Origin of the sequence: Alkalibacterium iburiense, from assembly GCF_039521845.1 — a bacterium.
GTDB classification, from domain to species: Bacteria; Bacillota; Bacilli; order Lactobacillales; family Carnobacteriaceae_A; genus Alkalibacterium; species Alkalibacterium iburiense.
Genome location: NZ_BAAACW010000143.1, coordinates 1 through 15909, shown reverse-complemented (window position 1 = coordinate 15909; position 15909 = coordinate 1). Strand labels below are relative to the sequence as shown.

Annotated in this window: 16 protein-coding genes; all 16 read left to right on the top strand. The window is 39.0% G+C overall.

Going from position 1 to position 15909, the window contains the following annotated elements:
* Positions 1-183: 183 nt before the first annotated feature.
* Positions 184-1155 (top strand): PhoH family protein, encoded by a 972-nt coding sequence (locus tag ABDZ53_RS11265; protein WP_343756586.1) that lies wholly within the window; start codon positions 184-186, stop codon positions 1153-1155.
* Complete coding sequence (ybeY, locus tag ABDZ53_RS11260) at positions 1155-1628, top strand: rRNA maturation RNase YbeY (RefSeq protein ID WP_343756583.1); 474 nt, start codon at positions 1155-1157, stop codon at positions 1626-1628. The genes ABDZ53_RS11265 and ybeY overlap by 1 nt, the downstream gene beginning before the upstream one ends.
* Positions 1606-2007, top strand: a complete 402-nt coding sequence (locus tag ABDZ53_RS11255) for a diacylglycerol kinase (RefSeq protein ID WP_343756580.1) — start codon at positions 1606-1608, stop codon at positions 2005-2007. Before ybeY ends, ABDZ53_RS11255 begins: the two co-directional genes overlap by 23 nt.
* A 13-nt stretch (positions 2008-2020) precedes the next feature.
* Positions 2021-2425 (top strand): cytidine deaminase, encoded by a 405-nt coding sequence (locus ABDZ53_RS11250; protein ID WP_343756577.1) that lies wholly within the window; start codon positions 2021-2023, stop codon positions 2423-2425.
* The gene (era, locus tag ABDZ53_RS11245) at positions 2425-3336 is read left to right on the top strand and encodes a GTPase Era (protein ID WP_343756574.1); all 912 of its coding nucleotides are present in this window, start codon (positions 2425-2427) and stop codon (positions 3334-3336) included. The genes ABDZ53_RS11250 and era overlap by 1 nt, the downstream gene beginning before the upstream one ends.
* Positions 3337-3356: 20 nt before the next feature.
* Positions 3357-4121 (top strand): DNA repair protein RecO, encoded by a 765-nt coding sequence (gene recO / locus ABDZ53_RS11240; RefSeq protein ID WP_343756572.1) that lies wholly within the window; start codon positions 3357-3359, stop codon positions 4119-4121.
* Between the two features lie 56 nt (positions 4122-4177).
* A complete protein-coding gene (locus ABDZ53_RS11235) occupies positions 4178-4627 on the top strand; it encodes a hypothetical protein (RefSeq protein ID WP_343756570.1) in 450 nt (149 codons plus the stop codon).
* Between the two features lie 361 nt (positions 4628-4988).
* Positions 4989-5918 (top strand): glycine--tRNA ligase subunit alpha, encoded by a 930-nt coding sequence (gene glyQ, locus ABDZ53_RS11230; RefSeq protein ID WP_343756567.1) that lies wholly within the window; start codon positions 4989-4991, stop codon positions 5916-5918.
* Complete coding sequence (gene glyS / locus ABDZ53_RS11225; protein ID WP_343756564.1) at positions 5918-8002, top strand: glycine--tRNA ligase subunit beta; 2085 nt, start codon at positions 5918-5920, stop codon at positions 8000-8002. Before glyQ ends, glyS begins: the two co-directional genes overlap by 1 nt.
* 88 nt (positions 8003-8090) lie before the next feature.
* On the top strand, positions 8091-9806 hold the full coding sequence (locus ABDZ53_RS11220) for an ABC transporter ATP-binding protein (protein ID WP_343756562.1): 1716 nt from the start codon (positions 8091-8093) through the stop codon (positions 9804-9806).
* A gap of 21 nt (positions 9807-9827) precedes the next feature.
* Positions 9828-10340: a transcription repressor NadR gene (locus ABDZ53_RS11215; RefSeq protein WP_343756560.1), complete on the top strand. Its 513-nt coding sequence runs from the start codon at positions 9828-9830 to the stop codon at positions 10338-10340.
* Between the two features lie 80 nt (positions 10341-10420).
* Positions 10421-10978: an ECF transporter S component gene (locus ABDZ53_RS11210; RefSeq protein WP_343756589.1), complete on the top strand. Its 558-nt coding sequence runs from the start codon at positions 10421-10423 to the stop codon at positions 10976-10978.
* Between the two features lie 236 nt (positions 10979-11214).
* Complete coding sequence (dnaG, locus tag ABDZ53_RS11205; protein ID WP_343756559.1) at positions 11215-13080, top strand: DNA primase; 1866 nt, start codon at positions 11215-11217, stop codon at positions 13078-13080.
* Between the two features lie 25 nt (positions 13081-13105).
* Positions 13106-14239: an RNA polymerase sigma factor RpoD gene (rpoD, locus tag ABDZ53_RS11200; RefSeq protein ID WP_343756558.1), complete on the top strand. Its 1134-nt coding sequence runs from the start codon at positions 13106-13108 to the stop codon at positions 14237-14239.
* A gap of 175 nt (positions 14240-14414) precedes the next feature.
* A complete protein-coding gene (locus tag ABDZ53_RS11195; RefSeq protein ID WP_343756557.1) occupies positions 14415-15032 on the top strand; it encodes a 50S ribosomal protein L25 in 618 nt (205 codons plus the stop codon).
* Between the two features lie 180 nt (positions 15033-15212).
* The gene (locus tag ABDZ53_RS11190) at positions 15213-15743 is read left to right on the top strand and encodes a general stress protein (RefSeq protein ID WP_343756556.1); all 531 of its coding nucleotides are present in this window, start codon (positions 15213-15215) and stop codon (positions 15741-15743) included.
* Positions 15744-15909: the final 166 nt, after the last annotated feature.

The window sequence follows — 15909 nt, the reverse complement described above, 5'->3', positions numbered from 1 at the left end:
AGAGCGGGCAAAATCGCACTGTTAACAAGGAAAAGTAGTAAACCGGTTAGGTTTTGACACCCTAACCATAATCTATATTGTAAAAAATCCTTAAATAATACCGATATTCGTTAGATTAATAGAGTTTTATTCGCATGTGTGATATTATTTATTAGAAATATACAAAAAGGGGATGCTGTCTGCTTGATTGACGGAAAAGAAAAAAAGCGAATCGATTTAGAAGATTCTCAACGAGTGTTTACACTATTTGGACCACAAAATAGTTATCTTACATTAATAGAAGAGGAAATGGGTGTGTCCATTAATAGTCGAGGGACCAAGCTGGAAATTGAAGGGCCCAGCGATAGAATCCAACTCATTGAGACTTTATTTGAGCAGCTGTTGTTGCTTGATGAAAAAGGCATAGCCATAAAAAAAGCAGATATACTATCCGCCATTCGAATGGCGAAACAAGGAAAATTGTCGCAGTTTGTCCGTATGTACGAAGAAGAAATTACGAAAGACAGAGACGGCAAGTCTATTCGAGTTAAAAATGTGGGCCAAAGAAACTATGTTGAATCGATCAAGAAAAATGATATCGTATTTGGCATAGGTCCAGCAGGAACAGGTAAAACCTTCGTTGCGGTGGCTATGGCAGTAGCGGCAATGAGAAAAGGGGAAGTGAAACGGATTATTTTAACACGCCCCGCTGTGGAAGCTGGAGAAAACCTTGGTTTCTTACCAGGAGACTTGAAAGAAAAAGTGGACCCTTATTTAAGACCGTTATACGATGCGCTTTATACTATATTTGGAACAGAACACACCAATCGACTCATTGAAAGAGAGACCATTGAAATTGCCCCTTTAGCTTACATGCGGGGGAGAACCTTGGATGATGCCTACATCATTTTAGATGAAGCTCAAAACACAACGGTTCAACAGATGAAAATGTTCTTAACGCGCTTAGGTTTTGGTTCTAAAATGATTATCAACGGAGACACGACACAAGTGGATTTACCAAAAAGAGTAAGCAGTGGGCTGATTCACGCGGAACGTGTGTTGACTGATGTAAAAGGTATCGGGAATATACGATTTGAAGCTGAGGATGTCATTAGACACCCATTGGTTGCTAAGGTGATTCGTGCTTACGACAATGAAACGGATAGGGAAGAATAATGGATATTATAATATATGATGAAACAAAGCATTTTAAAGAAGAAGAAACAGGTTGGATGATAGACCTCCTTCAAGTGGCTAAAGAAAAATTAAATTTAGAAGACACTATCGAAGTATCAGTAACCTTTGTAGACAATGATAAAATTAGAGAAATAAACAGAGAATACCGAGACAAGGATGCTGTAACAGATGTCATCAGTTTTGCTGTGGAAGATGACGAAGACGATGTGTTTACCCTATTGGAACTTGAGGGAGAAGAAATCACAAGAGATTTAGGTGACCTCTTTATCTCTTATGATAAAGCAGTCGAACAGGCAGAAGAGTATGGACACTCTTTAAAAAGAGAGATTGGGTTTTTATTAGTTCATGGTTTTTTACATTTAAACGGATACGATCACATGTCTCTGTCTGAAGAAAAAATCATGTTTGCCTTACAAGAGGAGATATTAGATGAGTATGGCCTTAAACGATAAGCAGAAGTTACCAGGAAAAAACAGGAAATTTAGGACATCGTTTAAATTTGCTTTCAAGGGCATTCAAACGGTATTCCAAGAAGAAAGAAACATGAAGGTTCATGTAGCCAGTTTAGTTCTCGTTATACTTGTTGCCTTATTTTTACCTTTATCTTTAAACGAATGGTTATGGCTCCTGCTTGTTTCTTACTTAGTCCTGGTAATGGAAATAGTCAATACAGTAATAGAAAACTTAGTCGATTTAGTTACTCAGGAGTACCACCCTATTGCAAAAAAAGTAAAAGACATGGCGGCGGCTGTAGTTTTGGTGACCGCTTCTTTTGCTGTTTTAGTCGGAGGCATTATTATCCTGCCCAAATTGATTACTATATTAATGTAAAGAGGCGAAAAAAATGGATGAACAATTAAAAGAACAGTTGGTTTTAGAAGCTACTCGCATGTTAGACAAAGCTTACGTACCGTATTCCAAATTTCCAGTTGGTGCAGCTCTTTTAACTAAGAATGGACAAGTCTATGGCGGATGCAATATTGAAAATGCGTCTTACGGTTTATCGAACTGTGCCGAAAGAACAGCTGTGTTTAAAGCTGTATCAGATGGAAATACTTCATTTGACTATCTGGTTGTGACAGGGAATACAGATCATCCTATTTCACCCTGTGGCGCTTGCCGACAAGTGTTGGCGGAGTTTTGTGATGCCGATATGCCTGTTCTATTAACGAACAGAAAAGGGAATATAAAAGAAACGACTGTAGCTGGGCTACTTCCAGGTGCATTCCAGTCAGGTGATATGGTTTGATGAGAGAAGGAAAAGAGCATTATAAATCAGGTTTTGTTTCATTAGTCGGTCGACCAAATGTTGGAAAATCAACTCTGTTAAACAGGCTGGTTGGGCAAAAAATAGCAATCATGAGTGATAAAGCTCAAACGACCCGTAATAAAATACAGGGTATTTATACGACAGAAAATGAACAAATCATCTTTATTGATACTCCAGGTATTCATAAACCGAAACATCGCTTAGGTGATTTTATGGTTCGGACTGCTTTGAGTACCATCAATGAAGTCGATGTGGTCTTGTTTTTAGTAAACGTAACTGAAAAAAGAGGTCCTGGAGATAATTTTGTCATTGAAAAATTAAAAACAGTGAAAAGCCCTGTTTTCTTAGTTTTAAATAAAATCGATCAGGTTCATCCAGATGAACTATTGCCGATTATTGAAGACTACAATGAACAAATGGATTTTCAAGAGATTATTCCTATTTCCGCTACTGAAGGGAATAACGTGGAGCGTCTTGTTGAAACCATCAATAAATACTTGCCGGAAGGTCCTCAGTTTTATCCCGAAGATCAGGTAACGGATCACCCGGAGTATTTTATCGTTTCAGAACTGATTCGGGAAAAAGTATTGGAGCGTACGCGTGAAGAAGTGCCGCATTCTGTCGCTGTCGTTGTTGAAGGAATGAAACGAGAAGATGACCAGAAGGTTTTAGTAGAAGCAACGATTATCGTTGAACGAAAATCTCAAAAGGGGATTATCATCGGTAAAGGCGGAAAAATGCTGAAAGATATTGGAATGAATGCGAGAAAAGATATCGAGGCTCTTTTAGGGGATAGAATCTTCTTGGATTTATATGTGAAAGTTCAAAATGACTGGCGTGAAAAGCAGTTCTACTTGAGAGATTACGGCTATAACGAAGATGAATATTAATCTTTAGAGAAGGTGACTGAGTGTCTCAGTTAGAAGAAGTACAAGGGTTAGTGTTATCGATTCGAAAACACCGGGAAAGAGATTATTTGGTTAAGATATTCACTGACCGTTACGGTAAATTAATGTTTTTTGTAAGAGGAACGAAAAATCCAAACTTTAAACTTAGACCAGCCATTCAACCTTTTACATCTTCTACTTTTATAGCAGACATTCGGGATGATGGTCTAAGTTTTTTAAGAGATGCTAAAAATGTTGAACCCTTTAGTGTCATTCAACAGGATATTTTCAAAAATGCCTATGCTACGTATGTTTTACAGTTAGCGGATGCAGCGTTAGAAGATCGGGTAGTGGATAATAGACTCTTTGAACAGTTAATTCAGGGGATGTCTTATATAAATGAAGGCAAAGACGAAGAAATTGTCATGAATATCTTCGAAGTGCGCTTTTTAAGGTATTTCGGAGTCCTACCAGAATTGAGAGGCTGTGTATTCTGCGGAAAAACTGAGGGTGCCTTTGACTATTCGAGTAAACATCATGGACTTTTGTGCCCGGCACACTTCCATGAAGACGAAAGGCGGCTCCATGCTTTTCCCCGGGCCATTCACTTTATTCGTCTGTTTTCAGTTGTTTCTTTGGAAAAGATTAACACTGTTTCTGTTAAACAAGAGACAAAAGACGAGATACGTGCTGTCTTGGATATATTATATGAAGAACTCGTAGGCTTAAAATTAAAGAGTAAGAAATTTATTGATGAAATGAAAAATTGGCAGGATTTGATTAAATAGTTGACAAGGAGAGGGTAGACATAGTTTTTAGATTTATATTGGTTGTTGGGTTTATTATGCTGATAGTATTCCAAATAAGACAGATAAAACCGATCAAACTATTCCATCGTTTACCTAAAAGCCTATTTGTTATTATATTATTGATTATAAGTGTGTTTGGTGGCATGGCTTATGCTTTAGGAGAGACTGTAGTTGATTATCTATTCTTTTTAACACCAGCTATTTCTTTAATTCTGTCTTTATTTAATAGAGGATTGACAAATAAAACAGTTCTCCCTTTAAATACGGGTAATGCCTTAAGAAATATGTATCCGCAAGCTTTTCCGTTTGAGGAAACAAAAGATTGGATAGTCATTGAACAAAAGAAACGCCTCAAAGTGCGCTTTGCGTTGGAGTCTAATGAGAATCTTCCCACGGTTTACTATATCTACTTTGATAAAGACCAGCTGGAAGATTTAAAAGACCATTTATTCAAGCAACGCTTAGTACTAGATGTACAAAAATAAAAGAATGTTTATTGACAAATAACTTTCTTTCTGTAAGATTAAATTTAGAAAACAAATTGAATAGCACATCGTAGAAGGAGTAGAAATAAAAGTCTAACAGAAGCGACTGTAGGAGGGTGAAAGCTACAGAAGACTTTATTTTGAAGGGCGTCTATAGGTGCATGATTGAAAGAGCTAACGTTAACCGTTAGAAGTAGGGTGGAACCGCGAGAAGACTCGTCCCTATACTGGCCAATTTGAACCAGTATAGAGACGAGTCTTTTTATTTTCTTCCTTTTATACGAACGCATGAGACTCTTTATCTAGCATGAGCGTATAAAAACAATTAAACGATTGAACAAATATAAAGGAGCGAACCATTATGTCAAACACCAAAACGTTTCAAGATATTATCTTAACGTTACAGCAGTTCTGGTCAGATAAAGGCTGCATGCTAATGCAAGCCTATGATACCGAAAAAGGAGCCGGAACAATGAGCCCGTATACTTTTTTACGAGCCATCGGACCTGAACCATGGAATGCAGCCTATGTCGAACCATCCCGCAGACCGGCTGACGGGAGATACGGAGAAAACCCTAACCGTCTGTATCAGCACCATCAATTTCAAGTGGTCATGAAGCCTTCACCAAAAAACATTCAAGAATTGTATATAGACAGTTTAAAAGCATTAGGTATCGATCCCTTAAAGCACGATATCCGATTTGTAGAAGACAACTGGGAGAACCCATCTCTCGGCTGTGCTGGATTAGGATGGGAAGTCTGGCTAGACGGTATGGAAGTCACTCAATTCACGTACTTCCAGCAAGTGGGTGGATTAGAAGTCGATTCTGTCACAAGTGAATTAACTTACGGTTTGGAACGACTAGCTTCTTATATTCAAGATGTCGATAATGTCTACGATATCGTATGGGCGCCTGGAGTAAAATACGGAGAAATATTCAAACAACCGGAATATGAACACTCGGCTTATTCATTTGACCACAGTGATACAGCTTTCTTATTCTCTCAGTTTTCTGTATTTGAAAAAGAAGCGCTCAAACAAATCGAAAACCGCTTAGTCCACCCAGCTTACGACTATGTATTGAAATGCAGCCATGCATTCAATATGTTAGACGCTAGAGGAGCCGTTTCTGCCACAGATCGACCAGATTACTTGAAACGTATCCGAAACATGGCCCGATTAATTGCACGAGCATTCCTAGAAGAACGTGCCCGTTTAGAATTTCCACTCCTGCATGGAGAAGAAACAGATAAATGGATTGCGAAATATGGCGTAAAGGAGGAAAACTAATGTCACACACATTTCTACTGGAAATTGGCTTAGAAGAAATGCCTGCTAAAGTCATTTCCTCAGCTGTTAAAGAATTAAAAGAAAGAGTTTCTGCGCACTTCAATGAGAACAACCTCACATATGAATCTATTAGAGCCTACAGCACACCGAGACGTTTAGCCCTAATCGTAACAGATTTGGCAGATAAGCAGCCAGATAAGACCGAAACAGTCAGAGGTCCAGCCAAACGCATCGCCTTAGATGATGAAGGCCAGTGGACCAAAGCAGCCATCGGTTTTACAAAAGGCCAGAAAGCAAGCGTAGATGATATTATTTTTAAAGAGGTCAAAGGAGAAGAATACGTCTTTGTTGAAAAACATATCAAAGGTCAGACAGCGCCTGAAGTGATTTCGGAATTATCACCCGTTTTGGCTTCTATTCCGTTTCCTGTTTCTATGAAGTGGGGCAACCATTCATTTAAATATATCCGTCCCGTTCATTGGTTAGTCGCTTTATTGGATGATCAGGTCGTGAGCTTAGATTTATTTGATATTTCATCAAGTAACCAGACAAAAGGACACCGCTTCTTGGGTGAAACCATCACTCTGACTCATGCAGCTGACTATGTCTCTGCCTTGAAAGAACAACAGGTTATAGTTGACCGTGAGGAAAGAAAGCAGTTAATAATAGACCAAATTGAAGCATTATGTGAGGCCAACAATTGGAAGAGTCCTTTATCTAATGAGTCTCTTTTAAATGAAGTCACAGACTTAGTTGAATACCCAACGGCTTTTTACGGGTCTTTTCATACAGACTATTTAAGTGTCCCTGAAATGGTATTGGAAACAGCAATGGCTGACCATCAGCGTTACTTCCCTGTGAGAGAGAATGATGCCGATGCGTCCTTTTTACCACACTTTATCGCTGTCAGAAATGGGAACGATGAAGCAATCGACCATGTCCGTAAAGGGAATGAAAAAGTGTTAGAAGCACGTTTAGCGGATGCTGATTTCTTTTATGAAGAGGACAAGAAGTTGTCTATTAAGGACTTTGTTGAGAAGTTACCAACTGTTTCATTCCATGAGAAATTAGGTTCCTTATACGATAAACAGAAGCGAATCGAACACCTTTCAGTCCTTCTTGCACCTTATTTCTCTGTTTCCAACGAACAGCTGTCAGATCTTAAACGAGCAGCTATGATTGCAAAGTTCGACTTAGTCACTCAGACCGTCAATGAGTTTACTTCCTTACAAGGACAAATTGGGGGCATATTCGCTAAGGAAAGAGGAGAAAATGAAGCGGTCTCTCAAGCCATTAGTGAGCACTATTTACCCGTCAGCATGGAAGGAAGTCTGCCGGAGACCGTTGAAGGAGCGATTCTTTCATTAGCAGATAAAATGGATTCTCTTCTGTCATTCTTTTCAATAGACTTGATTCCATCTGGTTCAAATGATCCTTTTGCATTAAGACGTCAAGCCATGGGTATCGTGCGCATTATTGAAGCCTTTAATGTCCATGTCCCATTGAATGAATGGATTGATGCTATTATTTCAGAAACAGAATCCATAGAGACAAAGGCCCTTTATGAACAGAAGAAAGACAGTGTCATTCAGTTTATTAAAGATCGCGTCGATCAGTGGCTATCGAAAGAAGCGGGCTTGTCGAAAGACCATGATATTCGAGCAGCTGTTTTAGGCTCTGATCAAGATGACTTGATTCAACTCATTGCTATCGCTCGTGTACTGAAAGAAGAAAAAGCGAAAGATAGCTTTAAGCCGATTGTTGAATCCTTGACGCGTGTGTCGAATTTAGCAGAAAAAGCCGATGAAGAGTTGGATGTTTCTCCAGAACTGTTTGAGTCGGATTCTGAAAAAGCCTTGTATGAAGCTGTTGTAGAAAGTGAGACACAGTTGAAGGCAGAAACTTCGGCTTTCAGTTATTGGACGGTTTTATCGAATCTTCATGAGGTTATTGACACATTTTTCGATAACAATATGGTTATGTCAGATAATGAGAAAGTGAGAGCGAATCGATTAGCTTTATTAAAGAGAATCAACGATATGACCTTACCTTTCGCTCACTTTGATGCCTTAGTTATTAAATAAGAGAGAAGACACTAAAGCAGAAATAACTGCGTTTCTGCTTTAGTTAAATGGATTACTCATTGCAGGATAGAAGGAGTATGAACGTTCGATGTTTAAACGATTTTTTTCCTATTATAAACCTTATAAAAAGTTATTCACTTTAGATTTTTCATCTGCTACTCTAGTGGCCATTTTAGAATTAGCTTTTCCTATCATGGTCCAGCGAGTGGTGGATAATATTCTACCTACCGGCAATTGGAATCTGATTGTCATGGTTTCAATCGGCTTACTGCTAGTTTATGCCGTGAATACCGCTCTGCATTACATCGTTACTTATTTTGGACATAAACTCGGTACAAATATTGAAACAGATATGAGAAGGGACCTGTATAATCATATTCAGGAACAATCTTTTTCTTATTTTGACAACCGAGAAACAGGTAAACTCATTACCCGTTTTACTTCGGACTTGTTTGAGATAGCAGAAGTGGCTCACCATGGACCGGAAGATGTCTTCATCACAATCTTCACCCTGCTGGGAGCATTCGGCCTAATGTTAAGTGTCCACGTCCCTCTAGCCATTATGACCTTTGTTCTAGTCCCATTTATCGCCTTAGCATTAGGGTTTTTCAATAAAAAGATGACTCAAGTCAATACACGCATCTATGATGATTTAGCCATGTTCAGTGCCGGCATTGAAGCGTCAGTGGGCGGGGTGCGAGTGGTTCAGGCATTTTCAAATGAAGACCATGAAAAAGGCCGCTTTGCAAAATTGAATCAGGCCTATAGAAAATCTAAATATATGTTCTACAAAACAATGGCCATCAGTCATTCCTATAATTACTTTTTTATTCGTTTGATTAGTCTGTTTGCTTTATTCTTTGGCGCTTATTTTGCCATTCAGGGACAAATCAGTTATGGCGATCTCGTTGCCTTTATATTATTTGCGAACGTCTTTGTTCGACCGATTGAAAAAGTCAATACAATGATTGAAAGTTACCCTAAAGGCTTTGCGGGGTTCAAACGTTTAATAGAAGAATTGAATATTAAACCGGATGTCCAAGACACGTCTTATGCTACAGATGTAGCTGAATTAAAAGGAAATATCGAATATGAAAATGTATCATTTAGCTATGAAGAAAACCAGCCTATCTTAGAAAATATTAACTTGTCCATTAAAGCGGGGGAAACCGTGGCTTTTGTAGGACCAAGTGGAGCAGGAAAGACAACGATATGTAATTTACTGCCACGTTTCTACGATATCACTTCTGGTAAATTATCGGTTGACGGCTATTCTGTTAAAGAAATCACACTGAATTCTTTGAGAGAACAAATCGGTGTAGTGCAGCAAGATGTCTTTTTATTCCCAGGGACCATCAAAGAAAATATCTTATATGGCAAACTGGATGCAATAGACGAAGAAGTGGAGAAGGCAGTTAAAATGGCCAATTTAGAAGATGTTGTTAATCAATTGCCGAATGGTTTAGAAACGGTTGTTGGAGAACGCGGCGTCAAAATGTCTGGTGGACAAAAGCAACGGCTATCGATAGCGCGAATGTTCTTGAAAAATCCGCCTATTCTTATTTTGGATGAAGCGACATCCGCTTTAGACACTGAAACAGAACAGGCTATTCAAGAAGCTTTGGATTCCTTATCTGAAGGCAGAACCACCTTAATTATTGCCCACCGTCTGGCTACCATTAAAAATGCTGACAGAATTGTGGTTGTGGCTGATAAAGGCATTTCAGAAGAAGGCAGTCATGAGGAGTTAATGGCCAATGACGGACCATATAGAGCTTTATATGAGGCTCAATTCGCTTCATAATTTAGTAAAGGAGGAAGAAAAATGGATGCGGACAAACGAAGAGAACAGATAGCGGCTCTTTTAAGAAAGAGTAGTGAACCGGTTGTTGCCCGAACATTAGCCAAGCATTTTGATGTCAGTCGGCAAGTCATTGTGGGGGACATTGCCTTACTCAGAGCATCAGGACTGGATATTTTTTCTACGCCTAAAGGGTATGTGATGCGTGAAGCAAGACAGAAGGATCCCACCGTTCAGTTAGTCTGCATTCATTCCCCTGAAGAGACAAAAGAAGAACTGTATACAGTGGTGGACAATGGCGGTGAAGTCCTGGATGTCTTAGTCGAGCATCCGGTTTACGGTGTGATGCGGGGGGAATTAAACATTTCCAGTCGCTTGGAAGTGGATGAATTTATCAAAAAAATTGAAATTCATGACACTTCCTTACTCTCTGCTTTGACAGAAGGGATTCATACGCATACCATAGCCGCTAAAAGTCAGACACTCCTAGATAAAATTGAACAAGAGCTGAAAATGAAGGGGTTCCTCTACCAGTAAGTATTGACTTCTCCTTTAATTGTAGTATAATCTAAAAGGTGTCAAGACACCTGTATACATAACTAAAGGAGAGGTTTCCTATAAAAAAGAATAGTACACTACGTCTAACTACAACGGCTTTACTCACAGCTATAGCTATAGCTATTCCAATGGTCATGCCTATAAAAGTGTTGATTGAGCCGGCATCCTTTACATTAGCCAGTCATGTTCCTATATTTTTTGCTATGTTCTTTTCACCTGCAGTCGCTGTGTCCGTGTCCATAGGCTCAGCTGTTGGTTTTTTACTAGCTGGTTTTCCAATCATTATTACTTTAAGAGCTCTTAGTCACGTTGTCTTTGCGCTCATTGGTGCGCTTTATTTAAGGAATAGAAGAGAAAGTTTGCTCGCTTCCCCAATGAAGAGCCAATTCTTTTCATTTTGGATTGGGCTCATTCACGCAATGGCAGAAGTGACTGTGGTTTCTTTATTTTTCTTCGGACTAATACCCGGAGCAGATTATCAAGATGGCTTTTTTTATGCCGTGTTTCTACTAGTAGGGGTAGGGACTGTCATCCATAGCATGGTCGACTTTTTCTTGGCCCAGGTGGTATGGAAAAGCTTAGGCAGACGAATGACACGATTAGCCAAACAAATTTAATAAGAGAGAGAAAAGAATCACGTTTTAAGGATCATCCTTAATGCGTGGTTCTTTCTCATGTTATATAAGCAGGATGGTTGTCACATGGAAAGATTGTTGCTATCCTATGTTTTCACTGGTGTTTTCTGATATTTACATTCCTCACCAGAAATGGTATACTAATCCTTGATTAAGATAGGGAAAGTATGCTTTAATTTGAAAAAACCAGACAGGGATAATCATGAAGGGGGATGAAGATGTATAGAATACCAGATGAGACACTAACGGCTATTCGGGAACAAGCGGACATTGTTCAAGTTGTTTCTCAATATCTTCAACTTAGAAAATCAGGTCAAAACCATTTTGCATCCTGTCCTTTTCATGATGATAAAACACCCTCTTTCTCTGTGAGTGAGAAAAAGCAGATTTATCATTGTTTCAGTTGTGGAAGAGGAGGAAATGTTTTTAGCTTCCTTCAAGAAATGGAAGGTTTATCCTTTGTTGAAGCTGTTGGAAAAACAGCGGAATTAGCAGATATTCAAGTCGATCACTCTATTTTCGATAGAGCCAAAGAAAATCAGCCAGCTGAAAATTCCACTAAAGGAAAACTGCTGACCTTATATGAGAAAGCTGAACACTTCTACCACCATATACTAGTCAATACTCAAGCAGGTGAAGCAGCCTATAACTATTTACTGGATAGAGGATTGACGAAAGAAAGTATTGAAACCTTTAAAGTGGGCTATTCACCCCCTCAGAGGGAAGCACTTAAAATGTACTTGGAAAATGAAAAACTAGATAACCCGGAAATGCTCACAAAATCAGGATTGTTTTCTGATAGAGATGACGGAGTATTCTATGATCGTTTTTCCAATCGAATCATATTCCCTATCAAAGATGCGCGAGGGCAAACAGTTGCTTTTTCCGGACGGGCATTCGAGCAAGAACACCAAGAATCCGTGCATACAGCTAAATACTTGAACAGTCCAGAGACAGAGTTGTTTAATAAGCGACGTATTTTATTTAACTACGATAAAGCACGTGCCAGTATTAGGAGAGAAGGAGAAGTGATTCTCTTTGAAGGCTTTATGGATGTTATCTCAGCATGGCAAGTAGGCGTTAAAAACGGCATTGCAACCATGGGAACCAGTCTAACGGAAGAACATGTCAGAGCACTGGATAAAGTGACTAGTGAGATTGTATTAGCCTTTGACGGAGATAATGCTGGGCTGGAAGCTACCAAGCGTACCATTGATTTCTTAACCCAAGAAACGCCTTTTACGATTAACATCGCTACTTTTCCTGAAAAACTAGACCCTGATGATTATATACAGGAAAAAGGGGTTGAAGCATTTAAAGAATTTTTATCCCATGGAAGAGACACTTTAATGAGTTTTCTCATGAAGTATCACCGAAATGGATTGAATTTAAAAAATGAAAGTGGCCGCTTGAAGTATATTGAAATTATTTTAAAAGAACTCACGCGAGTAACCTCAGCGGTTGAGAGAGAGCTCTATTTAAATCAGCTGCAAGATGAATTTGAAATTTCTGCGGACTCCTTAAAAGAACAAATGCATCAGTATATTCAGGAGCAACAGACCCAAAGAAGAAACCAGCGTCAGAAAGAAAAAGAAAAAAGAGAGCGTCCAACTACAAAAAGTATAATTGTCCATCAAAACAAACCCAAAATGACCACTGTTTTAAGAGCAGAGAAAGCCTTGCTCCATCGTTTGTTTACTCATGACGAGGTGTGGCATATACTGGAATCATCAGAAAAAGAGCTGACTTTTACAACAGAGGAAAACCAGCTTCTCTTCTTATTGTATGACGACTATTATCATTCCCATGATCATCCGTCCGTTCAGGCATTCATGGACTTTTTACCTGATGAAAAGCTGAAAAGCAAAGTGACTGAAATCATGCTGCTTTCATTATCTGATGACATTGAGAATGGAGAAATAGAAGATTACATTCATGTCATATGCGATCGGTACCCATTGGAAGATCGGTTAAAGCAGAAGCAAGAAGAACTAAAAACAGCAGAAAGAAATGGCGATAAAGAAAAACAGCAATCTTTAACGATAGAAATCATTAATTTGTATCGCCAGTTAAAAAATAAATAAATCTATTCAGGAGGCATGTCATTTTATGGCAAAATCAACGAAGCAAAAATCCCAACAGCCTGACGAAAAATATGAATTAGCTCTTGTTCGTTATGTGAAAGAATTGAAGAAGAATAAACAACAAACCGTCTCTTATGTGAAATTAACAGACGATTTAGCGGAACCCTTTGGTCTTGAAAAAGAACAAATGGATGAGATGATTCAGAAATTTGAAGATGAGGGTATTGGAGTCGTAGACGAAGACGGCAATCCTCTTGCGAAACAGTTAAACAAAGAAGAAGAAGCGGCTGAAGAAGCTAAAAAAGAAGAAATGATAGCTCCTCCTGGTGTGAAAATAAATGACCCAGTCCGTATGTATTTGAAAGAAATCGGACGAGTGGACTTATTAAGCGCTGAAGAAGAAGTCTCATTAGCTAAGCGTATTGAATCGGGAGATAATACAGCGAAACAGGAATTAGCAGAAGCTAACTTACGTTTAGTGGTGTCTATTGCGAAACGTTATGTGGGCCGCGGTATGAGCTTTTTAGACCTCATCCAGGAAGGGAATATGGGTCTTATGAAAGCTGTTGAGAAATTCGATTACGAAAAAGGATTTAAATTCTCAACTTATGCAACATGGTGGATTCGCCAGGCGATTACCCGTGCGATTGCTGACCAGGCACGTACGATTCGTATCCCTGTGCACATGGTGGAAACCATTAACAAACTTGTGCGTATTCAAAGACAACTCCTTCAAGATTTAGGGCGAGAACCAACACCTGAAGAGATTGGGGCAGAGATGGATTTGCCTACCGAAAAAGTGAGAGATATTCTAAAAATTTCCCAAGAGCCTGTTTCTTTAGAAACACCTATTGGAGAAGAAGACGATTCTCATTTAGGGGACTTTATTGAAGATAACGATGCAACCAGCCCGTCAGATAATGCGGCTTATGAGCTGCTTAAAGCAGAACTAGAAGATGTACTCGATACCTTAACTGACCGAGAAGAAAACGTGTTGCGTCTAAGATTTGGATTGGACGATGGGCGTCAGCGAACATTAGAAGATGTAGGAAAAGTATTTGGCGTAACAAGAGAACGTATCCGTCAGATTGAAGCCAAAGCTCTACGTAAACTCCGTCACCCGAGCCGTTCGAAACAATTGAAAGATTTCCTAGAATAATTTTAAATAGCGAATAGAATAATTAAAGTGAAGCGACAAAAACTCTGTAAAGGAAAAGTTCTTGTCGCTTTTCTTTGCATTCCTGTCACATTTTTGATATACTATTTTAGGCATGTTCAGTTAATGAAATACGCTATTTGCATAAAATAAACTAAAATTCGGAAGGTGACTATATATGAAAATCAATGCAAAGTTACGAACTGAAACAGGAACATCTGCTTCAAAAAAAGCGAGAGTTGAAGGGTTCATTCCTGCAGCTATCTACGGTAAACAAGTAGAATCTGTATCAGTTTTAGTCAAAAGAAAAGAATTAGAAGATACACTTCGTAAAGTAGGAGCGAACGGTGTATTTAAAGTAGAAGTAGATAATGGCGATACTTATCAAGTCTTTGTTAAAGAACAATCTACTGCAGCTGTTAAGCCGCTTATCTATCACGTAGACCTACTTGCATTCGCAGAAGGCGAAAAAGTAAACATGACTATCCCTGTTTACATTTCAGGTGAAGAGAACATTGATGAAGGATATGTTTCTCAGTCCATCTCTGAATTGGAAGTTAACGTAGCTCCAGCAGAAGCTCCAACTGACTACACAGTTGACGTATCTAACTTAGAAATCGGAGATACATTAGCTGTTTCTGATATTGAGTTAGGTGACGGTGTTGAATTGCTTACAGATGAAACACAAACGGTTGTATCTGTATCTGCACCAGACGCAGTTGAAGAAGAGACTGAAACAACAGACGAAATGCCTGAACCAGAACTTATTGGATCAGAAGACGAAGAAGAAGAGTAAGCTAATAGTTGAAGCCTCAAGAACAGGTTCAGTCCTGTCCTTGAGGTTTTTCTTATTCTTATTCTATTCCCCTTAGAGAGGCCCTCAAGTCATAATAATAGTTTTCATAGTCCTTACATTCTATAATGGACACTAGAAGAGACTTATTTTATATAACTTGACTAGTGGGAGGAATGGCGTATGGAAAACAGAGACAAGACAGTTGTTGGCAGCTATGCAAGTCAGGAAGAAGCAATGGAGAAAGTTAAATCCTTACAGTTAGAAGGGTACCGTAAAGAGGATATCATCGTATACTCTAAGCATTTCATGGAAGATGAAGTTGGTTCGGATGCAACAGCTATTCAGGCTGAGGATTCTGATTACAAGGATGATGATAAAGAAGACCACCGTTCAGCATGGGATAAGATTAAAGATGCCTTTACCCCTGACTCTTATGACTACAATTCTGATGATAACCAGCCGGATCATATGGAATCAGAAGATATTCTTTATCCCTATAGAGAGGATATACAAAAAGGGCACGTCGTCATTGTGACTCAAAACTTCAGTGGAGAGCAGGAAAATGATGACAATTTTGACAGTTCAGGAGCTATGGTGAGTCGCAATAGAGTAGAAAATCCTGAAATGGGTTCTGCTACAGACCATGATCCGTTAACTGATGGACGAGAGTTTGATCGGGCAAGTGAACAGGACAATCAAAAGAGACAGTAAGACCTTTTAAGAGCTTATTTTCCCAATAGGAGTAGGCTCTTTTTCATGTATAATTATGAAAACTTCTTTTCAATCTATCTGAAAAACTGGTAAACTATCTCATCTTTAACACCCAAAACCCCGATAAATCCCTACACTAAGGGATTTACCGGGGTTTAAAAATGCT